The organism is Variovorax sp. Varisp46, from assembly GCF_059491885.1.
Genome location: NZ_CP168515.1, coordinates 3,501,770 through 3,526,624 on the forward strand (window position 1 = coordinate 3,501,770; position 24,855 = coordinate 3,526,624).

Consider the following 24,855-nt stretch of genomic DNA (forward strand, 5'->3'; position numbering starts at 1 on the left):
CCCTCGCCGGGGGCAACACCTGCGGCCCGGCAAAAGCCGGTTCCGCGGTGTTCCTGGAAAGAATCAGGTCTTTGCGGCTTCCAGCGACTCCTTCAGGTTGCGCCGGCGCCATGCCCAGGTCTTCACGGCCTGCGGCAGGATGCCGAGGCACGACGCGTAGTAGGTCACCTTGAAGCCCCAGAAGCGCGGCCCGATGGGCGTGTCTCGGAACAGGTCGCCGGCCAGGATGGACAGCATCGCCTCCTGCATGCGCCAGACGTTGCGCGGGTTCATGAACAGGCGGCGGATGGCCGGCGAGGTGATGCGGTAGATGAACCACGAGAACATCCTGGGTCCGCGCTTCATCACTTTCTCGTAGTGGCGGAAGGCCTTCTCGGCCTCCTTCGCCTCGCCCTTGAGCCAGTGGTCGGCCGCGGTGGCGGCCTCGAAGCCGCTGTTCATCGCCAGGTACACGCCTGAAGAGAACATCGGGTCGACGAAGGCGTAGGCGTCGCCCACCATCATGAAGCGGTCGCCGCGGCAGAACTTGGAGTCGTAGGCGTAGTTGCCGGTGGAGGTGGCGCCTTCCATCAGCGTGGCGTTCTTCAGGCGCGCGGCCAGCTTGGGCGCGAGCGCGATGGTTTCCATCAGGAACTCTTCGAGCGAGCCCTTGCGGCGCTTGAAGTAGGCCGGCGAAGCCACAGCGCCAACGCTCACGGTACCGTCCTTCAGCGGGATGTACCAGAACCAGCCGTGATCGAACCAGAACAGCGTGATGTTGCCCTCGAAGCGGCCCGGCCGGCGCTCGGCGTTGGCGAAGTGGCCGTACAGGGCCGCGCTGGCGTGCTTGCGGTTGCGCTGCTTCACATCGAACTGGTTCGACAGCAGGGTGTCGCGCCCGCTGGCGTCGATCACGAAACGCGGGCGCCAGGTGGTTTCGGTGCCGTCGTCGGCCTTGACCTTGACCAGCGGGCGCTTCTCGCCGCCGGTGTCGGCGTCCATGTCCACGCCGGTGACGCGCCGGCCCTCGAAGGTGCGTGCGCCGCGCGCGGCGGCATGGCGGAACAGCAGCTCGTCGAACTCCGAGCGGCGCACGTGCACCGCGTACGGAAAGCTCTTGTCCATCGCCTCGCCGAAGTTGAAGTGGCTGCTGTGGTCGTGCCAGGGCGAAACGAACTCGGCGCCGTGCTTGCGGATGCCGATGGCCTCGACCTCGGTGCGCACGCCCAGCCGGTCGAACAGTGGCATGTTCATCGGCAGCAGCGACTCGCCGATGTGAAAGCGCGGATGCTGCGCCTTCTCGATCAGCACCACGTCGTGGCCCTTGTCCGCGAGCAAGGCGGCCACCGTGGAGCCCGAAGGGCCCCCGCCAATGACCACGACATCGGGGTCGTTGCCGGTGAAAGGTCCTGATGTCATGCGTTGTTGCCCCTCGTTGTGGTTTTATCGCTGTTGGCGCTACCCCGGGCCAGCACCGGCCAATCGCAAGCCGTGAGCCCCCGCAGGTAACGATCGCGCAGTTTAGCCAACCGCCGGCCAACTCCATCACGCCGAAGATATGGATTCAGGCGTTTTCGGCATTCCCCCTGTACAAAGGGGCTGCGCTTTTGCGGTAGCCTCATTGCCCGTCAGAAACAAGGAGACTTTCATGGCTGCACCCCTTTCCCCCGCAGAAGAAGCACTTCGCGAGGCAGCGCGCGAATACCACCGCTCACCCGTCAAGGGCAAGATCTCGATCACCCCGACCAAGCCCCTGCTGAACCAGCGCGACCTGTCGCTGGCCTATTCGCCGGGCGTGGCCTATCCGTGTCTCGACATCGCCGCAGACCCCGCCACGGCCTCCGAATACACCGCGCGCGGCAACCTGGTGGGCGTGATCACCAACGGTACCGCGGTGCTCGGCCTGGGCGACATCGGCCCGCTGGCCGCCAAGCCGGTGATGGAAGGCAAGGGCTGCCTGTTCAAGAAATTCGCCGGCATCGACGTGTTCGACATCGAGCTGGCCGAGCGCGATCCCGACAAGCTGGTCGAGATCATCGCGGCGCTGGAGCCCACGCTGGGCGGCATCAACCTCGAGGACATCAAGGCGCCCGAGTGCTTCTACATCGAGAGGAAGCTGCGCGAGCGCATGAACATCCCGGTGTTCCACGACGACCAGCACGGCACGGCCATCATCTCGGCCGCAGCCCTCCTCAACGGGCTGGAGCTGGTCGGCAAGAAGATCGGGGACGTGAAGATCGCCGTCTCGGGCGCGGGCGCCGCAGCCATCGCCTGCCTCGACGTGATGGTCGGCCTGGGCGCCAAGCCGGCCAACATCCACGCCTGCGACTCCAAGGGCCTGATCTACATGGGCCGCGCGGGCGGTTTCGACGAATCCAAGGCACGCTACGCCCAGAAAGACACCGGCGCCCGCACCCTGGCCGACGTGGTCAGGGACGCCGATGTGTTCCTGGGCTGCTCGGCCCCGGGCGTCATGAGCGCCGAGATGGTCAAGACCATGGGCGCGCAGCCCATCATCCTGGCGCTGGCCAACCCTGAGCCCGAGATCCGCCCCGAGCTGGCCAAGGCCGTGCGGCCGGACTGCATCATCGCCACGGGCCGTTCGGACTACCCGAACCAGGTCAACAACGTGCTGTGCTTCCCGTATATCTTCCGCGGCGCGCTGGACTGCGGCGCCAGCAAGATCACGGAAGAGATGAAGCTGGCCTGCGTGCGCGAGATCGCCGAGCTGACCAAGGCCGACATCAGCGAAGAGGTGGCCACCGCCTACGCCGGCCAGGAGCTGGCCTTCGGCCCCGACTACATCATTCCGAAGCCATTCGACTCGCGCCTGATCCTGCGCATCGCGCCGGCCGTGGCCGAGGCCGCTGCCGCCTCGGGTGTCGCGACGCGTCCGATCGAGGACATGGACGCCTACCGCCAGCACCTGACGCGCTTCGTCTACCAGACCGGCATGTTCATGCGCCCCGTGTTCAGCGCCGCCAAGATCGCCACCGCCAAGCGCGTAGCCTATGCGGAAGGCGAAGACGAGCGCGTGCTGCGCGCCGCGCAGTGGGCGGTGGACGAAGGCGTGGCCAAGCCGATCCTGGTGGGCCGCCCCGCCGTGATCGAGGCGCGCATCAAGAAGGCCGGCCTGCACATCCGCGCGGGCACCGACTTCGAGATCGTCAACCCCGAGGACGATCCGCGCTTTCGCACCTACTGGGAGAGCTTCCACAAGATCATGGGCCGCCGCGGCGTGACGCCGGAGGCCGCCAAGACCATGGTGCGCCGCTCGAACACCACCATCGCCGCGCTGATGCTGCACCTGGGCGACGCCGACGCGATGATCTGCGGCCTGGTCGGCCGCTTCGACGTGCACCTGGAGCACATCCGCAACCTGATCGGCCTGAAGCGCGACGCGCCCGGCTTCGCCACGCTGAACGCGCTGACGCTCGACAAGGGCACGATCTTCATCACCGACACCAACGTGAACGAAGACCCGAGCGCCGAGATGCTGGCAAGCATCGCGGTGATGGCCGCCGAGGAAGTGCGCCGCTTCGGCCTGCCGCCGAAGGTGGCCTTCCTGTCGCACTCGAACTACGGCACCTCGAGCCGCGCCTCGGCCCGCAAGATGCGGCTGGCGCGCGACCTGTTCGCGCAGATGGCACCCGACATCGAATGCGACGGCGAGATGCACGGCGACGCGGCGCTGTCGGAAGATGTCCGCCGCACCGCCCTGCCCGAAACCACGCTGAGCGGCGAAGCCAACCTGCTGGTGTGCCCGAACCTCGATTCGGCGCACATCCTCTACAACGTGCTGAAGATGACCGGTGCCAACGGCATCACGGTCGGCCCGGTGCTGCTGGGCGCCGCGAGCTCGGCGCACGTGCTCACGCCGTCGTCGACGGTGCGCCGCATCATCAACATGACGGCGCTGGCGGTGGCGAAAGTGACCGTCGACAAGTAATCACCGGGCCATCCGGCGGGCGAACTGCCCGCCTTCGGTGCCAAAAACGCGGCAATGCCGCGTTTTTGCATTTGGGGGGTGCAGATGGCGCACCGTATCGACCCACCGGGAGGGTTCGCACCAATCGCGTGCGGGCACCGTTTTTGCTTGAATGCCGAAGCATTCACATCACGGATAACGCATGAACAAGCGCCAACTGCTCCAGTCCTTCCTCGCCGCCTCGGCCCTCTGCTTCGGCCTCTCACCGGCCCTTGCCCAGAGCCCGACGCCGATCAAGTTCCAGCTCGACTGGCGCTTCGAGGGACCGGCCGCGCTGTTCCTGCATCCCGCCGCCAAGGGCTACTTCAAGGCGGCCGGGCTCGACGTGAGCATCGACGCGGGCAACGGCTCGGGTGGCACCGTCACGCGCGTGGCCTCGGGCGCCTACGACATGGGCTTTGCCGACCTCGCGGCGCTGATGGAGTTCCACGCCAACAACCCCGACAGCCCGAACAAGCCGGTCGCGGTGATGATGGTCTACAACAACACGCCGGCCTCGGTCATGGCGCTCAAGAAGAGCGGCATCACCAAGCCCACCGACCTCGCCGGCAAGAAGCTCGGCGCGCCGGTGTTCGATGCCGGCCGGCGCGCCTTCCCGATCTTCGCGAAGGCCAACAACATCGGTCCCGTCAACTGGACCGCCATGGACCCGACGCTGCGCGAGACCATGCTGATGCGCGGCGACATCGACGCCATCACCGGCTTCACCTTCACCTCGCTGCTCAACCTCGAGGCGCGCGGCGCCAAGGCGGCCGACATCGTCGTGCTGCCCTACCCCGACTACGGCGTGAAGCTGTACGGCAACGTGATCATCGCCTCGCCCAAGCTCATCAAGGAGAACCCGGCGGCGGTGAAGAAATTCCTCTCGGCCTTTGCCAAGGGGGCGAAGGAAGTCATCGCCAACCCGGCAGTGGCCATCGAATCGGTGAAGGCGCGCGACGGCATCATCGACAGCAAGCTCGAAACGCGCCGCCTGCAGCTGGCCATCGATACCGTCATCAACAGCGCCGACGCGCGCGCCGAAGGCTTCGGCACGGTCAACGCAGGCCGCATGTCGCTGATGGCCTCGCAGGTGTCGGACGCGTTCGGCACCAAGACGCGCGTGAGCCCCGACGCGGTGTGGACCGCCTCGCTGCTGCCGCCGTCGGCCGAACTGAACATCCTGTCGAAGAAGTGATGGTGGACGCATCGCAAGCGGCCGCCCCCTTCGTCGACTTCCAGGACGTCTGGCTCGCCTACAACGAGGAGCTTCTTCGCGCCAACCACTTCGCGGTCGAGGCCATCGACCTGAAGGTCAGGCGCGGCGAATTCATCGCCATCGTCGGCCCCTCGGGTTGCGGCAAGTCGACCTTCATGAAGCTCACGACCGGGCTGAAGATGCCGTCGATGGGCAAGATCCGCATCGACGGGCAGAACGTGACCGGGCCGCTGAAGATCTCGGGCATGGCCTTCCAGGCGCCTTCGCTGCTGCCGTGGCGCACCACGGTCGACAACGTGCTGCTGCCGCTGGAGATCGTCGAGCCCTATCGCTCGAACTTCAAGGCCAAGCGCAAGGAGTACGTCGAGCGCGCACGCAAGCTGCTGCAGAAAGTGGGCCTCGCGGGCTATGAGGACAAGTTCCCATGGCAGCTCTCGGGCGGCATGCAGCAGCGCGCGAGCATTTGCCGTGCGCTCATCCACGAGCCCAAGATGCTGCTGCTCGACGAGCCCTTCGGCGCGCTCGACGCCTTCACGCGCGAAGAGCTGTGGTGCATCCTGCGCGACCTGTGGACCGAGCAGCAGTTCAACGTGATCCTGGTGACGCACGACCTGCGCGAATCGGTTTTCCTGGCCGACACGGTGTACGTGATGAGCAAGAGCCCGGGGCGCTTCGTGGTGAAGCGCGACATCGAGCTGCCGCGTCCGCGCGAGCTCGAACTCACCTACACCAAGGAGTTCACCGACATCGTGCTGGAGCTGCGCGGGCACATCGGCGCGATCCGCGGCAATGCCGCCGGCGCCACGGCGGCGGCGCACTGAGGAACGCGCCATGAAGAACACCAAGCAAATCGAACGCTGGTCGCCATGGCTGCTGCTCGTGGCGGTGATCCTGCTGTGGCAGGTGATCTGCGCGGGCTTCGAGGTTTCGGACTTCATCTTTCCGAGCCCGCTGCGCATCTGGAACCAGTTCTGGGAATTCAAGGAAATCATCGCGGGCCACGCCTGGCGCACCTTCTGGGTCACGATGGCGGGCTTCGGCCTGGCGATCGTGGTGGGCGTGCTGCTGGGCTTCGTGATCGGCAGCTCGCGCATTGCGTACGCGGCCATCTACCCGCTGATGACGGCGTTCAACGCGCTGCCCAAGGCAGCCTTCGTGCCCATCCTCGTGGTGTGGTTCGGCATCGGCGCGGGGCCGGCGATCCTCACGGCCTTTTTGATCAGCTTCTTCCCGATCATGGTGAACATCGCGACCGGCCTCGCCACGCTCGAACCCGAGCTGGAAGACGTGCTGCGCGTGCTCGGCGCCAGGCGCTGGGACGTGCTCATGAAGATCGGCCTGCCGCGTTCCATGCCGTACTTCTTCGGCTCTCTGAAGGTCGCCATCACGCTGGCCTTCGTCGGCACCACCGTCAGCGAGATGACGGCCGCCAACGAAGGCATCGGCTACCTGCTGATCTCCGCCGGCTCGGCCATGCAGATGGGGCTGGCCTTCGCGGGCCTGATGGTGGTTGGGGCGATGGCGATGCTGATGTATGAGCTGTTCAGCGTGATCGAGAAGCACACGACGGGCTGGGCGCATCGCGGATCGCAGAACCAGTAGGCCGCGCCTGATCAGGCGAGATGCCAGCGCCGGCTGTGCTGCCCCTGCTTCGCGAACACATGGGCAAGGTGCTTCTTGACTGTGTTGACGCTGATGCCGAGCCGCTCGGCGATCTGCTTGTTGGTCATGTCACGGTACATCAGCGACAGCACCTCGTTCTCTCGCGCGGTCAGTCTCATTGCAGGCGATATCGCACAGGACGCCGGCCGCCCGCCGGCTGCCTTCAATCGCAGCACAGACAGATAAAGCGCCTGCAACACCGGACCCGGGAAGCCCAAGGTGCCTGCCAGCACGGCATCCAGCGATTGCGCGAACTGCTCTGCGCTCGCGGCCCACTCGACGCAGCCGCGCGCCTGACTTCGGATCGCTGCATCCAGCCCGGGCATTGAGGGCGCCTCCCAGCCGAGGAGCCAGTCGGTGGCTGGAAAGCGGCGGCGCAGGTCGTCCAATTTGTTGACTCTTTCCGGCGCAATCAGCGCGATGTCCACCAGCAGCAGACGGGGTGCCTGCAGCAGGCAGCGCGCTTCCAGCTCGGAGATGCCGTTCATTTCCGCGTGCTCGATCCGGTACATCCGCTCGGCCGAGTGCCTCGAGGCCAACAGGCCCAGCCCGGACAACGTCGACGCGCGGCCCGGGCAGGTTGCGACGAGAACCGGCACACGGACTTCGACCGCAGGGCAAGGGGCTGGAGATGGAGATGGAATCTCCAGGCAAGCTGGCTGAAAGCAGCTCGATGTCCACAGCGCGGGTAGCGCAAACGGCGACAGCGGACGGAAGTCTTGCGTGAACGGCCGCGGATCTGCGTTCCACGCAGGCTCCCGCCCAGCAGGCGACATTGGGACTTCTTCCATGGCTTCCTCCGAGGCGCTTGTTTTGGAGGTATCCGGAAGGTAATGATAAAGACCACGTCATCGTGCAGATAGGTCCGCGGCCCTCGCAAGGTATCAAAAGGTTATGGGCATGAGGGCACACGCCCGGCACAGCGCGTCATCCCTTGGGTGACAACTTTTATCCTATGGACAGCGCGCCGCCTGGCGGTTCAGCATTCCTCCCTGCTGATACATGGACCTGACTGATTGCCAGCGAACGCGCGTCAATCGGGGCATCAATGCTGTCGGCATTTTTTTCCAAACCGAGGAGTGTTTATGCCTGCGTTAAATCTGACGGCCGGCTCGACCGTCACTCTGGACGAATCCGCCAATTTGCAGAACCTTGCCGCTACTCCCGCCATTGCCGGCGACAGTAACGACAATGACATCTCCGCAAGCTCGCTGCCGACGGCCTTCAGCAGCCGCTTGGCGGCCCAGAGTGTCGGCACCGCCATCAACGCCGCTTTGAGCGGCTATGACGGGACCAATGCCGGCACCAACGCATTCACGTTCAGCGTAACCGGCGCGGTCACCGATATCTCCTTCACGGACGCGAACGGCGCTCCGCTCAATGGCTTCGACAGCGGTCTCAACACCGCCGATGGCGAAGACATCTTCCTGTACACCGATCCGACCAACAACAACGTCGTCTACGGGAAGACGGCCCTCAATGTCGTCGTGTTCGCGGCCTACCTGGAGGAGACGGGAACCCCGGTGACCGGCGCCAAGATGTGGATGGTCCAGTATGAAGCGATAGCGAACCCCGATGCGACCAATCCAGACGATGCGGTCAACCTGCTGAACAAGGTCTTCGTCAGCGTCGGCCAGAGTGCGGACTTCAACCTCGCAGGCGCGCCATCCGGCCAGAACCTGTTCCTGATGTTTACGAAGGACAACCCGACGATCGTCAACGGCCGGATTTCCGACGTGTCGATCATCGCGACGGGAAAGGACCCGGCAAATCAATCCGGCGCAAACCCCAACAGCACCGCCGACGACATCAACATCACGACCGGCGACACGATCAACACCAGCCAGGCCGGCGGGCCGACCACGTTCGGCACCAACAGCCAGATGATCACCGAGCAGGAAGGCATCCGCTTCACGTTCGTGACCGGCGCCAGGGCGGACGTCACCATTCCGAACCTGGACCAGAACGAGGCCGATCTGGAGTCGAACATCGACTTCACCGGCATGTTCGGAGCCAGGACCGCCGATTTCGACGTGGTGCAGTTGCAAAGCGGAAAGAGTGCCCAGGTCAAGGTCACCGCATACAGCACGGCGGTCGAGTCCGGCAACAGCTTCATCGACGGCTATGCGGGCGACCAGGTGGTTTCGATCACGAGCGTGCGCGTGCTCGATTCCGTCACCGGGGCGCCTCTGGAAACCTTCTCGAACGGCGCCGAGGGCGCACTGAGTTCGGCCATCGTCATCAGCATCACCAACGGCGTTGCGACGATCACCGGCGTCAAGGCCGGCTACTCGATCGAATACACGACCTCGGCGGACCACAACCGCGTACTCATCGAAAACGGGGCCGCCCTCAATGCCTCGGGCAACACCCACGCCGACTTCGACATCGGGGGTTTCCGGCTGCTGCAGGTTTCCAGCGCAACGGCAGAGGTCGGCTCCATGATGAACTTCGAGGACGACGGCCCGTCCATCGTGCTGGCGACGCCCACCGACACCGCGCTGCTCAACACGCAGGACGCCGACACCATCGGCGCCGCCACCGACTCCGCCACCACGAACTTCGCGACTGCATTCGGAACGACTTCGAGCAGCTATGGCACCGATGGGGCGGGCTCCACCAACTCGGTCTTCGCGCTCGGCGTGAAAACGCAAGGTGGCGACTCAGGACTCAAGAGCGATGGCGCGACCATCTACCTGTACCTGGTGAGCGGCAAGGTCATCGGTTCGACATCCGCCACCGAGGCCGGCGTCGCAGCGGCCAATACCGTCTTCGACCTGGCCGTGAGCGCAACCGGTTCGGTCACGCTGCAGCAGTTCACCGAAATCGATCACGCGCTGCCGGGTGCTTCGTCGAACTACGCGGCCCAGCAGGCCACGCTGGCCGACGATCTGGTCACACTGACCGATTCCGTGACGCTCACCGATCGCGATGGCGACACCGCTACCGATTCCAAGGTGCTCAACATCGGCGCGAACATCAAGTTCGACGATGACGGCCCGACGATCGTGCTGGCAACGCCAACCGACACGGCGCTGCTCAATACCCAGGACGCCCAGACCATCGCAGCGGCCACCGACTCCGCCACCCAGGACTTCGCGAGTGCCTTCGGCGTGACGTCGAGCAGCTATGGCGCCGATGGGGCGGGCAGCACCACATCGACCTATGCGCTCGGCGTGGCAACGCAAGGGGGAGCTTCAGGACTCACGAGCGACGGCGCAAGCATCAAGCTGTACCTGGTTGGCACGACGGTCGTCGGATCGACCTCCGCCACCGCGGCCGGCATCACGGCGGCCAACACCATCTTCGACCTCACGGTGAGCGGGACCGGTTCGGTGACACTGCAGCAGTTCGCCGAAATCGACCACGCGCTGCCGGGTGCCTCGTCGAACTACGCGGCCCAGCAGGCCACGCTGGTCGACACGTTGATCACCCTGACCAATGCCGTGACGCTCACCGACGGGGATGGCGATACCGCGACCGATTCCAAGGTGCTCAATATCGGCGCCAACATCAAGTTCGACGACGACGGCCCGACGGTGACCTCCATCTCCGACCTCAACGGAACGAACGACGCCCAGCCCATTACGGGGACCTACAACATCTCCGTTGGCGCCGACGACGTGGACAACGCGTCGACCGACGGCATCGTGCTGAACAGCCTGACCGGAACGACCGGCGGCGGGCGGCCCATCACCGATGCAACCGTCTCGCACTTCGCCGAAGACGCCACGACGGTCACCTACAACTTCGGCTTCAACTACTACCCCGGGCCGACGTCGACGACGACGCAGGCGGCAACGGGCACGGTCGTCTTCAACAAGACGGACGGCACCTTCTCCTTCGACCTGGACCAGGTCTTCGGAGGACAAACGACGTTCTCCACGAGTGCGCCGCTGGCATCCTTCAATTACGACACGGAAGGCAACAACTCGCCGGAGATCGTGGTCCAGCAATACAGCAACGACTTCTTCGGCGTGCTTTCGGCCAGGGCGTCCACGCCTCCGAGCGACTCCGGTGACCTGCTGGCAGGCAACAACCACGCCTTTCTGGCGGGCGAAACCTTCACCAGCGAGAGCGCCGGTTTCGTCAACGTCGCAACCAACACCCTCGGCGTGAACTCCGATACCGTCCAATCGGGCGAGTTGCTGAATTTCGACTTCTACAGGTCGAATCCGGTGAGCAACCCCAATCTGACGAGTCCACCGCAGCGCCCAGGAGCGGCCATCGTCGGTACGGACACGGCCTACGCCGACGCGATCAACATCACGATCGACCAGATCACGGACGGCGAGGATGTGGCTGTTCTGCTGAAGTTGTTCAACGCGTCGACCAACACCTCCACGACCAGGCTTCTGATCGCCAACTCCGCGGCGGACTATCAATCGGCCGGAGGAGGTTTGAAGGTCGTCAGCATCGGCGAGGACGACTACGACAGCGCCAACTACCAGATCACGGGCGTGCAGGTCCTGAGCAGCACCGAAGAAATCACCGGCACGGGCATCAGCCTGAGTGGCCACAACACGGTGAATCTGACCGCGACCGGCTCGAACTATGCCGATACGGCAGACAACGATGTGTTCAAGATCATCAAGATCGATGTGATCACATCGACGACGATCAATTCGGACGTGGACCTGAACTTTGTGGGTCAGGTGATCGACGGCGATGCCGACTTCGCGGGCTTCAACTTCGACGTCCACCTGGAGATCGACGGCGTGGCCAACCTGATAGGCACGACCCAGCAAACGGAAGCGATCGCATAACGAATCCTGGCGCAAGGGGGCAGCAGAAACGCGGCCCCTTCTCACCCCGCCTGTGCTCGGGCGTACTGATGTCGAACCTGCGAGGTGGTATGAAGCCTCAGGAAAAGTCTGGCGAGTTGCGGCACGCGGTGACAACGCTCCGCGCCTACTTCGTGCGGGCGGCCTGGTTCAGTGTTTGCTCCGGCCTTTTGCTGCTGGCGCCGAGCGGGTACATGCTGGAGGTGTATGGGCGAGTGGTGAACAGCCGCAGCCCGCTCACGCTGGCCATGCTGACATTGCTGGTCCTGGCCGCTTACTGCCTGATGGAAATACTCGACTGGGCACGCGCGGAGGTGATGTACCGGGCCGGACAGAAACTGGATCGGAAGATGCGGGATCGCGTGTTCTGCGCCATCTTCGAAGCGGGTCTCAAGCGGCTGCCGGGCGGGACCGTGCAGCCTCTCAACGACCTTCGGACCTTGCGGGAGTTCCTGTATTCACCCCCGTTGCTGGCGTTGATGGAAGCGCCGGTCTCGCTGGTCTTCGTGGGGCTGATGTTCGCCATCAGCCCGGTGCTGGGCCTGTCGGCCGTCGTGGGCTCGCTGCTGCAGGTGTTCGTCGGGTGGATCAACGACCGGAGCACGCGGCCGCCACTGGTGTCGGCCAATCGCAGTGCGATCGAAGCGCAGCAGTATGCGGACGCCGCGTTGAGAAACTCGCAGGTCATCGAGTCGATGGGCATGCTGCCGGACGTCCATCGCCGCTGGATGGACAAGCGACGCGACTTCCTGCAGCGCGAGGCCATCGCTTCGGACCGTGCCGGGGCCTATCAGGCCGTCAGCAAGTTCCTGCAGGTCGCCATGGGTTCCCTGTTGCTCGGCCTGGGTGCCTGGCTGCTGCTGAAGAACCAGCTCAACGGCGGCGCCGGAATGATGGTCGTCGGCTCGATCCTGGGCGGCCGGGCCCTGGCGCCGCTGGTGCAGCTCGTGACGCAATGGCGCGCGGTGGTGAATGCCTGCGATGCATGGCAGCGTCTGGACAGCCTGTTGGGCGTCATTGCCCAAAGACCGGACACGATGTCCTTGCCGCCGCCCAAAGGCGCGCTTCAAGTCGAAAGCCTCGTTGCCGGCGCTCCGGGCAACGGTCCGGCCATTCTGAAGAACGTGGCCTTCGGCCTGGTGCCCGGCGAGGTGCTCGCCGTCGTGGGGCCTTCTGCCGCGGGGAAGACGACCCTGGCACGCCTGATCGTCGGCCTCTGGCCCGCGACGAGCGGCAAGGTGCGGCTGGACGGCGCGGACGTTTTCGCGTGGGACAAGAGCGAACTCGGCCCGCACATCGGCTATCTGCCCCAGGACGTGGAATTGCTCGAGGGCACGGTGGCCGAGAACATCGCGCGCTTCGGGGAGGTGCGGCCTGCGAAGGTCGAGGCGGCAGCTTTGGCCGTCGATCTGCACGCCTGCATCGCGGGCCTTCCGCTGGGCTACGACAGCCCGATCGGCCCCGAAGGGACCATGCTGTCGGGCGGGCAGCGGCAGCGGGTCGCATTGGCGCGCGCGATCTACGGCGAGCCCGCGCTGGTGGTGCTCGATGAACCGAATTCGAGCCTCGACGACGCTGGCGACGCCGCATTGGCGGCTGTCATTTCGAAGCTCAAGGCGCGCGGCACGACATTCGTCGTCATGACGCACCGCTCCAGCGTGCTGGCCGTGGCGGACAAGATGCTGGTGCTGTGCGACGGCGCGATGCAGGCATTCGGCGCACGCGACGAGGTCCTGGCTGCGCTGCGGCAAGCCGGTGAGCAGGCGGTGGACCGGATGCGCAAGGCGGCCAACAGTCCCGTACCGAAGCCGCGCGATGCCGCAACCGCTGCGAGCGCCGCGCTTCAGACGAATCCACTGCCATGAAGAAACCTCCGCTCTTCAACCGCAGCGAACTGGGGCGCGCCCTCTGGGGTTTCCGCAGGGAGTTCCTGCTGGTCGGAATGCTGAGCTTCCTGACCAATCTGCTCATGCTCGCGCCGACCATCTACATGCTGCAGCTGTTCGACCGCGTGCTGGCCAGTCAAAGCGAACTCACCCTGCTCGCGGTTTCCTTGATCACCATGTTCCTTTTCTGTGCGCTGGCCTTGTCGGAATGGCTGCGCTCGCGCCTGCTGGTGCGGGCCAGCCTGCGCTTCGACCGGCAACTGAGCACCCGGGTGTTCAACGGGAGCTTCCAGGCCTACCTCGGCCAGTCGACATCCACCGCGTCCAGACCGTTCGCAGACCTGAACCAGATCCGCCAGTTCCTGACCGGCCTGGGCATCTTTGCGCTCTTCGATGCACCTTGGACGCCGATCTACATCGCGGTGATCTTCTTTCTTCATCCCTGGCTCGGCGTCCTGGCGCTTTGTTTCGCCCTGGTCCAGGCCGCACTGGCCTGGTTCGGCCAGAGGAAGACCGTCGCGCCATCGGAAGCGGCCCTGAAAGCCGCGAGCGAGACGATGAGCGACCTGCAGAGCAAGCTTCGAAACATCGAGGTGCTCGAATCGATGGGCATGGTCGCCAACCTGCAAGAGCGTTGGAATCGCCAGCACGCGGCCTGCATGGAAAAGAGCGCTTCCGCGCACGGCTTTGTCAATCACGTCACCGGCTGGAGCAAATTCATACGCTACAGCCAACAGTCGCTCGCGCTGGGGGCGGGGGCGCTGCTGGTGATCGATGGACAGTTGTCGGCAGGCGCGATGATTGCGGCGAACGTGCTGATGGGCCGCGCCCTCGCGCCCATCGACCAGCTGCTCGGCGCGTGGCGTGGGTTTGTCTCCTGCCGTGCCGCACTCGAACGTCTTGAGAAACTGCTGGCCGACTTCCCCGAGCAGGCGCCTGTCCCTTCCCGAGCCGCGCCCACCGGCGAGATCAGCCTGCAAGGCGTCTTTGCGGAGGCCGCAGGGCGCACGGCCCCCATCCTGAAGAACATTTCGTTTGCGGTCCCCGCGGGAACCGTGGTCGCGGTGCTGGGACCTTCCGGCTCGGGCAAGTCCACGCTGGTGAAGGTGATGGTCGGAATCCGGACGGCATCCCGTGGCGCGGTGCTGCTCGACGGCGTGCCGGTCCGGGGCTGGAATCGTCTCGAACTGGGCCCGCATCTTGGCTATTTGCCGCAGGACGTCGAATTGTTCGGGGGCTCCATTGCCGAGAACATTGCGCGGCTCGGCGAGGTCGACTCGCGCAAGGTCATCGAGGCGGCATCCAGCGCCGGCCTGCACGAGACGATCCTGCGCTTTCCCAAGGGCTACGACACCCCCATCGGGGACGCAGGGCGCCTACTTTCCGGGGGACAGAGGCAGCGCATCGGGCTGGCCCGGGCGCTCTATGGCGACCCATCGCTCATCGTTCTGGACGAGCCGAATGCCAACCTGGACGATGCTGGGGAAGCAGCGCTGCTGCGAGCCATACGCGAGCTGAAGGCCAAGGGGACAACGGTGTTCCTGGTGACCCACCGCCAGGGCGCGGTGGCCGTGGCCGACCGTCTCCTGGTTCTGGGCGATGGCGAACTGACGGCAGACGGACCGCGCGATGCCGTGCTCGCGTCTTTTCGTCGCCCTCGGACCGACGTGCGGCCGGCGGCCTTGGTGCAGTCGGCCTGATCCGGCGCCGTCCTGTCCTCGATTCATCTCGCAGGGAGTCCCAAATGGCCAAACCGAACCTTCTCAGAGACGTGAGTTCCGTCCCCTCGCCGATCGAGGACGATCGATCGCAGGATGCCAATGGACTCGGAAACGAGTTTGGACGCGCAGGGCGAATCGGCGCATGGGCCTTGGTCGCAGGATTCGGCGGGTTTCTGCTGTGGGCCGCATTTGCTCCGCTGGACGAGGGCGTGCCGAGCCAGGGGCAGGTCGCCATCGACACGAAGCGCAAGGCGGTCCAGCACCAGGTCGGAGGCATCCTCAAGGAGGTGCGAGTCGGCGAAGGCGATCAAGTCCAGGAAGGACAGTTGCTGTTCAAGCTCGATGACGCCGCGGCCAGGGCGAGCTTCGAAACGGTGCGGCAGCGCTACCTGGGGTTTCGCGCCATACAAGGCCGCCTGCTGGCCGAGCAGGGGGGACAGGACGCCATCGAATTCCATCCGGACTTGCAGGCGGCTGCGGCGGACCCGCTGATCCGGCAACAGATGTTCAACCAGGAGCAACTGCTCAGGTCGCGCCGCGCCGCCTTGCGCGCCGACCTGCAATCGATCGAAGAGAACATCCAGGGCCAGCAAGCTTTGTCCCAAGCCTACGCAAGCATGTTGAGCAGCCGCCGAACCCAGCTTTCGCTTCTCGACGAGGAACTGACCCAGACACGCAAGATGGTTGCCGAAGGCTATGTCCCGCGCACTCGCCAGCTGGAGATGGAACGCCAGGCAGCGGAATCGAGCACCTTCATTGCCGAACTCATCGGCAACATGGGCCGGGCCCGGCGGTCGGTCGCGGAGCTTCGCCAGCGCGCCATTGCCAGGCAGCAGGAATATCACAAGGAAGTGGAGACGCAGCAGGCGGAAGTCAGCCGCGAGGTGCTTGGAGACTTCGAGAAGTTTCTTGCCTTGCGGGACGAACTGGGCCGCACCGAGATCCGTTCGCCCGCTTCGGGCCAGGTGGTGGCGCTGGTGGCACAGACCGTGGGTGGCGTGATCGCGCCGGGGCAAAAGCTGATGGATGTGGTGCCTGCCAACGAGCCCTTGCTGCTTGAAACGAGAGTGCCACCCCATCTGATCGACCGCGTCCACGCCGGCATACCGGTGGACGTGCGTTTCTCGACGTTTGCCCATTCTCCGCAGCTCGTGGTGCAGGGCAAGCTGGTTTCGGTGTCCGGCGATCTTTTGACGGACGCCCAGACCAACACGAGCTATTTCCTCGCGCGGGTGGCAGTGACGCAGGAGGGCCTGAGGAAGCTGGGCAAACGCTCGCTGCAGCCGGGCATGCCGGTCGAGGTGGTCTTCAAGACGGGGGAACGCTCGCTGCTCGTCTACCTCCTGCATCCGCTCACCAAGCGCATCGCAGCCTCCATGAAGGAAGAATGATCGGTAAAGAAAACACTGCTTCCAGGTCACCGCACGCGTGGCCCAGGACTACTATTCAATCGTTCACGTGCGGCTTGGCACGAGGCTGCCGCGAACCAGTTGCTCACTTCGTGCAAGGAGAGTAGCGATGGCAAGTCCAATGAATGTCAACAAGCTTCAGACGAAATCCCATGACGAACCGGACGAGGTTCGGGAGCCTGAAAAGACCCGGGTCGAAGTGGTCCGCCTCGAGGGGTACACGCTCGGACGCTTCAAGTTCGAGCCCGGGTGGCGCTGGTCGAAATGCATCAAGCCGGTCGTGGGCACGGACAGTTGCCAGGTGGCTCACGTCGGGTATGCGGTTTCCGGTCGAATCACCGTGCAAATGAATGACGGCTCGCAGGCCGTCATCAAGGAAGGCATGTCGTACACCATCCCGCCGGGTCACGACGCGTGGGTCGAAGGCAACGACTCGTTCGTCGGCCTCGAGGTGATGAGCGCAGAGGAATACGCAAAGCCCAAGAGCTGACCCAGGGCGGAGGCCTCAGGGGCAGAAATTTTCGGGATGATCGAACGGGGATGCGATCGCGAGCGCCCCTTGCCGCGGCCAGGGGCGCCATGTCCGAGCCTTCAACCGAGCATCAGCGAGGCCTCGTCGCGCCAGTAGGCCACGGCGGCAAGCCAGCCCTCCCACACACAGCCGTTGCAGCCGCGACCGCAGCAGGTGGTGGGCTCGGACGGCGGCGCACGCATCGCAAGCCCCGCAGCATCGAGCAATGCCTGCACGCGCGCGATGAGCGCTTGCGCGCCTGCGAGGTTCGTGGGTTCGGGCAGCCGGTCGATGGCGTTCACGGGCGGCAGATCTTCATGCGTCGGGGTTCGATTCGAGCCGAGGGGAAGGCCAATCCTTCACCGCCCTTGGCGTTCAGCAAAGGCCGCGAGAGGCCGGCCCTGGTGGCCCTACCAGAAGATCCAGAGCGCCAGGCCGCCGAAGATGGCCCACTTCACGAGGTAGTACGCCCGCTTGTCCCACGCCTTCAGGCGCTTGCCGATCACGCGGATCTGGTAGATGTACTTGAACGCGCGGTTGATGCCGCCGGTCTTGTCGCCCACGTCGTTGGGCGAACTCGCGGCGGCCAGCAGGTTCTTTGCGAACCAGCGGTTCACGGCGCTGGCCCAGCGGTACTTCAGCGGGCGCTCGATATCGCAGAACAGGATCACGCGGTCGTGGTCGGTGGTGTTCTCGGCGTAGTGGATGAAGGTCTCGTCGAACACCACGGCCTCGCCGTCGCGCCAGTGGTAGCGCTGGCCGTCCACGTCGATGTAGCAACCTTCCACGCCCGGCGTCCACAGGCCCAGGTGGTAGCGCAGCGAACCGGCGAAGGGATCGCGGTGGCGCACCAGGCGGCTGCCCGGGGGCAGTTCGGCGAACATGGCGGCCTTGATGGTGCCGATGCCCTTCAGCAGTTCGGTGGTGCGCGGGCACAGCACGGCGGCCGAGGGATGCGCCTCGTCGTACCACTTCAGGTAGAAGCGCTTCCAGCCGCTCTTGAAGAAGGAGTTGAAGCCCACGTCGTTGAACTGGCTCGATGCCTTGATGCTGCCGCCGTTGCGCATGGCCAGCGCTTCCTCGCGGATGACCTCCCAGTTCTCTTCGAGCACGCGCATCTCGGGGAACTGCGCGGGCGACAGGTACGGTGTACCCGGCACCTTCGAGAAAAGGTACATGAAGACGTTCAGCGGAGCGAGGAAGGTCGAGTGGTCGGAGAGCTGCCTGAAGAAGCGATGCCGCACCTGGCCGCGGAAATGAACGTAGAGCGCACTGAGCGCGAAGATGGCGAGAATGACCCACTTCATTGTTGAAAGTGTCCTGTAAACGGCACCGGCTAGTGTAAATCCTTGCCCCAAAACGGACCTGACCACGCCTTTTGGCCGTGCGGCACTTGGCGCTCAGTCCGCCCAGCCGGTCTCGATCTCGGTCTTCACCTCGGTCATGAGCTTGTGCACCGGGCACTTGCCCGCCACGCGCAGCAGTTCGTCGCGCTGCGCTTCGCTCAGGTCGCCGCTCAGGCGCAGGCCCGACTTGAGGCGGTAGACGCCCTTGCGCTCCTCGCTGGCGTCGCGGTCGACCACGACCTCGATGTCTTCCACCGGGATGCCCTTGCGGCGCGCGTAGATCAGCACCGTGAGCGCCTTGCATGCGGCGAGCGAAGCGTCGTACAGGTCATGCGGCTCGGGGCCCGCGTCGCTGCCGCCGCCCGCGGGCGAGGCGTCGACCGGAATCTCGTGGTTGCGGATCTTGAGGATGTGGCGCGTGCCGGTGGTGCCGTCGCGGCGAATCGAAATGGTCATGCCTGTCCTTGAATGAGGTGTGTGCTCAGCGGTCGACCGCCAGCATCAGCGTTTCCTTGATCTCTTCCATCACCACGTAGCTGTGCGACTCGGCCGCCACCGGCAGCTTCTTCAGGATGTCGCCCAGCAGGTGCCGGTACTCGCTCATGCCGCTCAGGCGCGCCTTCACGAGGTAGTCGAAGCTGCCCGACACCAGATGGCATTCGAGCACCTCGGGCATGTGCAGCAGCTCCTTGCGCACCTTGTCGAACACGTCGCCCGACTTGGCGGAGAGCTTGATCTCGACGAACACCAGCAGCGTCTTGCCCAGTGCCTCGGGCGACACGTGCGCGTGGTAGCCGGTGATGACGCCGTCGCGCTCCATGCGCTTCACGCGCTCGGCGCAGGGCGAGGCCGACAGGCCGATGTGCTCGGCCAACTCGGTCATGGAAACGCGGCCCTGGCGCTGCAAAAGGTCGAGGATGCGGCGGTCGATTCGGTCGAGTTCGGGCATTTCACTTCTGGCGCGGCGTTGGACGATGAGTCTCAGTGAATTTCACTGCCAATTCACTGAAAACGATGAAATCCACTGCATTGTGCACTTTAGATTCCACTCATTCCATCTGAATCGGCGAATACACCATGAAAGTCATCGTTCTCGGCGGCGGCGTGATCGGCACCACCACGGCCTACTACCTCGCGCGCTCGGGCGCCGAGGTCACCCTGCTCGACCGGCAGGCCGGCCCCGCCGAGGAAACCAGCTTCGGCAACGCCGGCCAGGTGTCGCCGGGCTACTCCACGCCGTGGGCCGCGCCGGGCATTCCGCTGAAGGCGATCAAGTGGATGTTCAAGAAGCACGCGCCGCTGTCGATCCGCCCCGACGGCACGCTGTTCCAGCTGCGCTGGATGGCCGCGATGCTGCGCAACTGCTCGCCCGAGGCCTATGCCGTGAACAAGGAACGCATGATGCGCGTGGCCGAATACAGCCGCGGCTGCCTGCAGCAATTGCGCGCCGACACCGGCCTGCAGTACGAGCAGCGCACCGGCGGCACGCTGCAGCTGTTCCGTACGCAGGCCCAGCTCGACGCGGTGCAGCGCGACATCGCGGTGCTCGAGGAATGCGGCGTGCCCTACGAACTGCTCGACCGCGATGCGCTTGCCCGCGTCGAGCCCGCATTGGCCGGCGCGCGCGACCGCCTCACGGGCGGCCTGCGCCTGCCCAACGACGAAACCGGCGACTGCCACCTGTTCACGCGCGGCCTCGCCGAGATCGCCCGCGGCCTGGGCGTCGACTTCCGCTTCGGCCAGACCATCGACGCGCTGGAAAGCGACGGCGGCCGCATCACCGGCGTGCGCACCACCGCCGGCAAGATCCTCACGGCCGACCGCTACGTGATGGCCTTCGGCAGCTACTCGCGCGCCGCCATCGCCTCGCTGGGCCTCGACATCCCGGTGTACCCGGTCAAGGGCTATTCGCTGACCGTGCCGCTGCTCGACGAATCGCTCGCGCCGCAATCGACGGTGCTCGACGAGACCTACAAGGTGGCCGTCACGCGTTTTGACAACCGCATCCGCGTGGGCGGCATGGCCGAGCTCGGCGGCTTCGACCTGCGCCTGAACCCCGCACGCCGCGCCACGCTCGAGAAGGTGGTGACCGACCTGTTCCCCGGCGGCGACGTGCCCCGCGCCAGCTTCTGGACCGGCCTGCGCCCGATGACGCCCGACAGCACGCCCATCGTCGGCGGCACGCGCTATGCCAACCTGTTCCTCAACACCGGCCACGGCACGCTGGGCTGGACCATGGCCTGCGGCTCGGGCAAGCTCATCTCCGACATGGTGATGGGCCAGCGCCCGGAGATCCGCACCGATGGCCTGGCGATGGACCGCTACGAACAGGGCTCGTCGCACGCAACGCGCCCGAACCCGGCGACTGCCCCGGCTTGATGCGGAGGCCGCTCAGGCGGCCTTTGCAATCGGAATCACGGCACTGCTCATGCCGCGATAAACCTCCGCCTCGCCATGCTTCGCCAGCAGCTGCATCAGGTGCTTGCGAATCAGCATGCCGGGCCGATCCGATTCCATCGAATACTCCACGCCGCGCCGCCGCGTATCGACCAGCGCATCGGGGTCGGTCGATTCGAGGATGTCCTTGTCCTCGCGCGTCACCGCGTCGTCGAAGTCGATCAGCATCTGCGCCGTGCAGTCAGCCTCCGTGTCGTTGCGGAACAGCCATTGGCACAGCTGCATGCGGCCGTCGTCAATGGGCGTGAAGCAGTTGATGATGATGTGGCGCACGCCGCTCGGGTACTCGATGTCGAGCCGGCGCGAGAACGGCAGGTAATACGCGTTGCGCATGTGGCGCGTGGTGATCGGATCGGTCACGCCACTGATCGCATGGAACTTCACCGGGTTGGCCGCATCGATGACCGTCTCCGCGTAGAAGCCCGACTCGTTCTCCACCAGTTCGTACTTGCTCGGCTTCGGGCTCGCGGCCACGCCGAAGGTGGCACGGTGCACGAAGCTGAAGTGCGAGTTGTCGAAGGAATTCTCCAGCGCGCGCATCGGGCTGGTCTGCCACTCTTCGTAGAACTGGAAGATCGTGCGGTAGCCCGGGTCGTCGAACTCCGCAATGGCCGGGATGTCGGCAATGGGCTCCTCGAGCGCCACCCACGCATAGCCATAGCGCGCCGTGCAGCGGTAGGCCGCGGTGCGGTACTCGGGCGAGATCTTGCGGTCGGGCTCGTACTGCGGAATGCGGATGACCTGGCCGCTGCGGTCGTAGGTCCAGCCGTGGTAGCCGCACTGGATAGCGCCGGTGCCGCAGGTCCGGCCTTCTCCGTCCACGCACCAGCCCTTCGAGAGCTTCGCGGTGCGGTGGCAGCAGCGGTCCCGCAGCGCGGCTGGCTGGCCGTCGGCGTCGATGAAGAGAACGATGTCTTCGCCCAGCAGCCTGAAAGGCTTCGGGCCGCCGGCCAGTTCGGCGAGCGGCATGACGGCATGCCAGAACTTGCGGAAGACGGGTTGTTGGGTGACGAGCATGCGCGGACTCCTTCGGTGGTCGTGTGGGGGACGAACTGAAAGAGCAATTTCCTGCCATCGACGGGAACCGTCGCGTGGCTGAACGCTTCTACTCTGCGCAACCTGCTTTGCAAATTGCGCGCCCGGATTGTGGCGCGGCTTCCTGGTCGGCGCACGTTTTCCCTTGCAATGCCCGAGCAAAATCCCTTGGCATGCGTCGTGCATGACCCACCGCAAGAGTAGAAGCGTTCAGCAGCGCACGCACCACGAACGTGCGCCCGCCCGGAAATTGCTCTTGAAACGCCCGCCGCATTTTTGCGGAGGGATTCAAGAACCGAAGCTTCCGAGGCCCCACATGCAACGTCGATCCTTCCTCGCGGCCAGCGCCGCCACCCTTGCCGCTCCCGCCGTCTTCGCGCAGGGCGGCGCCAGGCTCACCCCGCTCAAGTTCACGCTCGACTTCCGCATCAACGGCCAGACCGCGCCCTTCTTCCTCGCGCAGACCAAGGGCTACTACAGGGACGAGGGGCTCGACGTGAGCATCGACACCGGCGCCGGCTCGGTGGCCTCCATCACCCGCATCGCCAGCGGCGTCTACCAGCTCGGCCTGGGCGACATCAGTTCGCTGGTCGAGTTCAATGCGCAGAACCCCGGCACGCCGATGGTGCAGGCCGTGTACCAGTACTACAACCGCGCACCGTTCGCGATCATCGGCCGCAAGGACCGCGGCGTGACCGGCGATTTCAAGAGCCTCGCGGGCAAGAAGGTGGCGGCCGCCGCCGTCGAATCGACCCGCCGTGCATGGCCCCTGGTCGCGCGCAAGCAGGGCATGCGCGCCGACGCCTTCCAGTGGCAGACCACCGACTTCAGCGCGCGCGACAACGTGATGGTGCGCGGCGACGTCGATGCCGCCACCTACTTCCACGACTCGGCCGTGTCGCTGTTCGCGCGCATGAAGCCCGAGGAACTGTCGGTGCTCAAGTACGCCGACGCGGGCGTCAATCTGTACGGCAACGCGATCCTTGCGGGCAGCAATCTCATCGCGCAGAACCCGAAGGTGGTCGCGGCCTTCCTGCGCGCGAGCAACCGCGCCATCGTCGAGACTTTTTCCAATCCGGCGCCGAGCATCGCGGCCATGCGCCAGCGCGAGCCCATCCTCGATGAGAAAATCGAACTCGAGCGCTGGGGCATCACCGCGCAGTACGTGGGCGCGGCCGACACGCGCGATCATGGCCTCGGCGACATCCGGAAGCTCTTGCTCGAACAGCAGGTCGACGAAGTGGCCGATGTCTTCGGCCTCAAGATCAAGCCCGCGTCCGACGCCATCTTCAATACTTCGATGCTTCCATTGCGCATCGAACGCTCCCTTCCCAAAGCATGAATTTCCACAGCGACACCCACACCGTCAACTATCCCGCCGAAACAGCACTCGATGAACGCGACGGCCGCTATCTGCGCAAGGCCATCGTCTGGTCGCACGCGGCGCGCCGCCGGGGCAACCGCCCCTTCGGCTGTGTCATCGTCTCGGCCGCCGGCGAAGTGCTGGCCGAAGCCGGCAACAGCAATACCGAGACCGGCGACTGCACGGCGCATGCAGAAATCAATGCGCTGCGCGCGCTGGCCGAGCGCAAGCTCCCGCGCGAGGAACTCGCGGGCGCCACGCTCTATGCCTCGGGCGAACCCTGTGTGATGTGCGCCGGCGCGATCTTCTGGTCGAACATCGGCCGCGTGGTGTTCGGCATCGATGCCGAGCGCCTGCGCGTGTTCCGCGGCGAGCGGCAGGACCAGCGCGATGCCGAGCTGTCGTGCCGCGATGTGTTCCGCGCCTCGCCACACCCGATCGAATGCATCGGGCCGGCACTCATCGACGAAGCGAGTGCCGCGCACGACGGCGCCTGGAAGTAGGGCTCGCCCCCAGGCTTCGCGCACTTCGTGTCGCTTCGCCAACCCCCTACCGGGGGCAACACCGGCGGCCCGGCGAAGCCGGTTCCGCGGTGTTCCACGAAAACACCCCGACTAGACTCCGCGAATGCCCTGGCACGCCCGTCTCCATCTCTCCTACCAGCGGGAATCCGCCCGCACCGTCGCCCGCTTCCGCCATGACGGCCCGCTGCGCATCCTGCAGAGCCTGTACCCCGAGGGCGACGCCGTCTGCCACAACGTGCTCGTGCATCCGCCGGGCGGTCTGGTGGGTGGAGACACGCTCGACCTCGGCATCGAGGCCGCCGACGGCAGCCATGGCCTGATCACCACGCCCGGCGCCTCGCGCTTCTACCGCTCCGAAGGCGAGCTGGCGCTGCAGCGCACGCGCATCCGCCTCGCAGCCGGCGCGCGGCTCGAATGGCTGCCGCTCGAAGCCATCTGCTACAGCGGCTGCCAGGCAGAGAACCGGCTTTCCATCGAGATCGAGCCCGGCGCCGAGCTGATCGGCTGGGACATCACTGCGCTCGGCCTGCCGAATGCCAACCAGCCCTTCGAGCGCGGCAGCTACCTGCAGCACATCGAGGTGCCCGGCGTGTGGCTGGAGCGCGGACGCATCGACGCGGCCGACCACCGGCTGCTGCAAAGCCCCATTGGCCTCAACAGCCACCGCTGCCTGGCCTCGCTGTTCTTCGTGGCGGGCTCGCCGGTAGCGCGCGCCCGGCGCGAGGCCCTGCTGGCGCACGCACGCTCACTGCTCGAAGCGAGCCCGCTGTTCGGCAGCGCAGGTGCTACCAGCCCGCATGCCGAAGTGGTCGTGCTGCGCGTGCTCGCGCCCGTGGTCGAGCCCGCGATGCAGTTGCTGCGGCAAGTCTGGCAGGCATGGCGCGGCGAGCTGTGGCAGCTGCCTGCGGCCACGCCGCGCATCTGGGCGACCTGAGCCCGATCTTCGCCCCTGGGGCCAATCTGTAGGCGCCGTCTGACGGACAGTCGCTTTG

The 24,855-nt window shown here is 65.5% G+C and carries 20 protein-coding genes; 13 read left to right on the forward strand and 7 right to left on the reverse strand.

Annotated features, from left to right (window positions below):
- Window positions 1-63: 63 nt before the first annotated feature.
- On the reverse strand, window positions 64-1,398 hold the full coding sequence (locus ACEN9N_RS16435) for an NAD(P)/FAD-dependent oxidoreductase (protein WP_413313737.1): 1,335 nt from the start codon (window positions 1,396-1,398) through the stop codon (window positions 64-66).
- Between the two features lie 229 nt (window positions 1,399-1,627).
- Here ACEN9N_RS16435 and ACEN9N_RS16440 point away from each other — a divergent pair, with 229 nt between their 5' ends.
- The 4 genes from ACEN9N_RS16440 (at window position 1,628) to ACEN9N_RS16455 (ending at window position 6,767) form a co-directional block, all read left to right on the forward strand.
- Window positions 1,628-3,928: an NADP-dependent malic enzyme gene (locus ACEN9N_RS16440; protein ID WP_495654019.1), complete on the forward strand. Its 2,301-nt coding sequence runs from the start codon at window positions 1,628-1,630 to the stop codon at window positions 3,926-3,928.
- Window positions 3,929-4,109: 181 nt separating this feature from the next.
- Window positions 4,110-5,144 carry an ABC transporter substrate-binding protein gene (locus ACEN9N_RS16445; RefSeq protein ID WP_495654020.1) on the forward strand — a complete coding sequence of 345 codons (1,035 nt, stop codon included), beginning with the start codon at window positions 4,110-4,112 and terminating at the stop codon, window positions 5,142-5,144.
- A complete protein-coding gene (locus ACEN9N_RS16450; RefSeq protein ID WP_495654021.1) occupies window positions 5,144-5,986 on the forward strand; it encodes an ABC transporter ATP-binding protein in 843 nt (280 codons plus the stop codon). Before ACEN9N_RS16445 ends, ACEN9N_RS16450 begins: the two co-directional genes overlap by 1 nt.
- A gap of 10 nt (window positions 5,987-5,996) precedes the next feature.
- Entirely contained in the window at window positions 5,997-6,767 is a 771-nt protein-coding gene (locus ACEN9N_RS16455; RefSeq protein ID WP_007836088.1) for an ABC transporter permease, read from the forward strand.
- Between the two features lie 11 nt (window positions 6,768-6,778).
- On the opposite strand, the gene ACEN9N_RS16460 is transcribed toward ACEN9N_RS16455, so the two are convergent.
- Window positions 6,779-7,315: a response regulator transcription factor gene (locus ACEN9N_RS16460; protein WP_157632248.1), complete on the reverse strand. Its 537-nt coding sequence runs from the start codon at window positions 7,313-7,315 to the stop codon at window positions 6,779-6,781.
- 597 nt (window positions 7,316-7,912) lie between these two features.
- Between ACEN9N_RS16460 and ACEN9N_RS16465 the strand changes: the two genes are divergently transcribed.
- The 5 genes from ACEN9N_RS16465 (at window position 7,913) to ACEN9N_RS16485 (ending at window position 17,117) form a co-directional block, all read left to right on the forward strand.
- Window positions 7,913-11,593, forward strand: a complete 3,681-nt coding sequence (locus ACEN9N_RS16465) for a DUF5801 repeats-in-toxin domain-containing protein (RefSeq protein ID WP_495654022.1) — start codon at window positions 7,913-7,915, stop codon at window positions 11,591-11,593.
- 89 nt (window positions 11,594-11,682) lie between these two features.
- Window positions 11,683-13,476 carry a type I secretion system permease/ATPase gene (locus tag ACEN9N_RS16470; protein ID WP_495656393.1) on the forward strand — a complete coding sequence of 598 codons (1,794 nt, stop codon included), beginning with the start codon at window positions 11,683-11,685 and terminating at the stop codon, window positions 13,474-13,476.
- Window positions 13,473-15,197, forward strand: a complete 1,725-nt coding sequence (locus tag ACEN9N_RS16475; RefSeq protein ID WP_495654023.1) for a type I secretion system permease/ATPase — start codon at window positions 13,473-13,475, stop codon at window positions 15,195-15,197. The genes ACEN9N_RS16470 and ACEN9N_RS16475 overlap by 4 nt, the downstream gene beginning before the upstream one ends.
- A 44-nt stretch (window positions 15,198-15,241) precedes the next feature.
- Window positions 15,242-16,609 (forward strand): HlyD family type I secretion periplasmic adaptor subunit, encoded by a 1,368-nt coding sequence (locus tag ACEN9N_RS16480; protein WP_495654024.1) that lies wholly within the window; start codon window positions 15,242-15,244, stop codon window positions 16,607-16,609.
- 127 nt (window positions 16,610-16,736) lie between these two features.
- Complete coding sequence (locus tag ACEN9N_RS16485) at window positions 16,737-17,117, forward strand: cupin domain-containing protein (RefSeq protein ID WP_007836096.1); 381 nt, start codon at window positions 16,737-16,739, stop codon at window positions 17,115-17,117.
- A gap of 101 nt (window positions 17,118-17,218) precedes the next feature.
- Here the strand turns inward: ACEN9N_RS16485 and ACEN9N_RS16490 are convergent, their stop codons facing one another.
- The 4 genes from ACEN9N_RS16490 to ACEN9N_RS16505 form a co-directional block, all read right to left on the reverse strand.
- Window positions 17,219-17,440 carry an oxidoreductase-like domain-containing protein gene (locus tag ACEN9N_RS16490; RefSeq protein ID WP_007836097.1) on the reverse strand — a complete coding sequence of 74 codons (222 nt, stop codon included), beginning with the start codon at window positions 17,438-17,440 and terminating at the stop codon, window positions 17,219-17,221.
- A 108-nt stretch (window positions 17,441-17,548) separates the two neighbouring features.
- Window positions 17,549-18,445 (reverse strand): lipid A hydroxylase LpxO, encoded by an 897-nt coding sequence (gene lpxO / locus ACEN9N_RS16495; protein ID WP_007836098.1) that lies wholly within the window; start codon window positions 18,443-18,445, stop codon window positions 17,549-17,551.
- A gap of 93 nt (window positions 18,446-18,538) precedes the next feature.
- The gene (locus ACEN9N_RS16500) at window positions 18,539-18,940 is read right to left on the reverse strand and encodes an OsmC family protein (RefSeq protein ID WP_007836099.1); all 402 of its coding nucleotides are present in this window, start codon (window positions 18,938-18,940) and stop codon (window positions 18,539-18,541) included.
- Window positions 18,941-18,965: 25 nt separating this feature from the next.
- Window positions 18,966-19,433: an Lrp/AsnC ligand binding domain-containing protein gene (locus ACEN9N_RS16505; protein WP_007836101.1), complete on the reverse strand. Its 468-nt coding sequence runs from the start codon at window positions 19,431-19,433 to the stop codon at window positions 18,966-18,968.
- A gap of 128 nt (window positions 19,434-19,561) precedes the next feature.
- On the opposite strand from ACEN9N_RS16505, the gene ACEN9N_RS16510 reads away from it, so the two are divergent.
- Window positions 19,562-20,863 carry a D-amino acid dehydrogenase gene (locus ACEN9N_RS16510; RefSeq protein WP_495654025.1) on the forward strand — a complete coding sequence of 434 codons (1,302 nt, stop codon included), beginning with the start codon at window positions 19,562-19,564 and terminating at the stop codon, window positions 20,861-20,863.
- A 12-nt stretch (window positions 20,864-20,875) separates the two neighbouring features.
- On the opposite strand, the gene ACEN9N_RS16515 is transcribed toward ACEN9N_RS16510, so the two are convergent.
- Window positions 20,876-21,958: an aromatic ring-hydroxylating dioxygenase subunit alpha gene (locus ACEN9N_RS16515; protein ID WP_495654026.1), complete on the reverse strand. Its 1,083-nt coding sequence runs from the start codon at window positions 21,956-21,958 to the stop codon at window positions 20,876-20,878.
- Between the two features lie 334 nt (window positions 21,959-22,292).
- On the opposite strand from ACEN9N_RS16515, the gene ACEN9N_RS16520 reads away from it, so the two are divergent.
- The 3 genes from ACEN9N_RS16520 (at window position 22,293) to ACEN9N_RS16530 (ending at window position 24,797) form a co-directional block, all read left to right on the forward strand.
- Window positions 22,293-23,318 carry an ABC transporter substrate-binding protein gene (locus tag ACEN9N_RS16520; RefSeq protein ID WP_007836107.1) on the forward strand — a complete coding sequence of 342 codons (1,026 nt, stop codon included), beginning with the start codon at window positions 22,293-22,295 and terminating at the stop codon, window positions 23,316-23,318.
- Complete coding sequence (locus ACEN9N_RS16525; RefSeq protein WP_413313727.1) at window positions 23,315-23,842, forward strand: nucleoside deaminase; 528 nt, start codon at window positions 23,315-23,317, stop codon at window positions 23,840-23,842. The genes ACEN9N_RS16520 and ACEN9N_RS16525 overlap by 4 nt, the downstream gene beginning before the upstream one ends.
- 124 nt (window positions 23,843-23,966) lie before the next feature.
- The gene (locus tag ACEN9N_RS16530) at window positions 23,967-24,797 is read left to right on the forward strand and encodes an urease accessory protein UreD (RefSeq protein ID WP_495654027.1); all 831 of its coding nucleotides are present in this window, start codon (window positions 23,967-23,969) and stop codon (window positions 24,795-24,797) included.
- Window positions 24,798-24,855 lie beyond the last annotated feature (58 nt).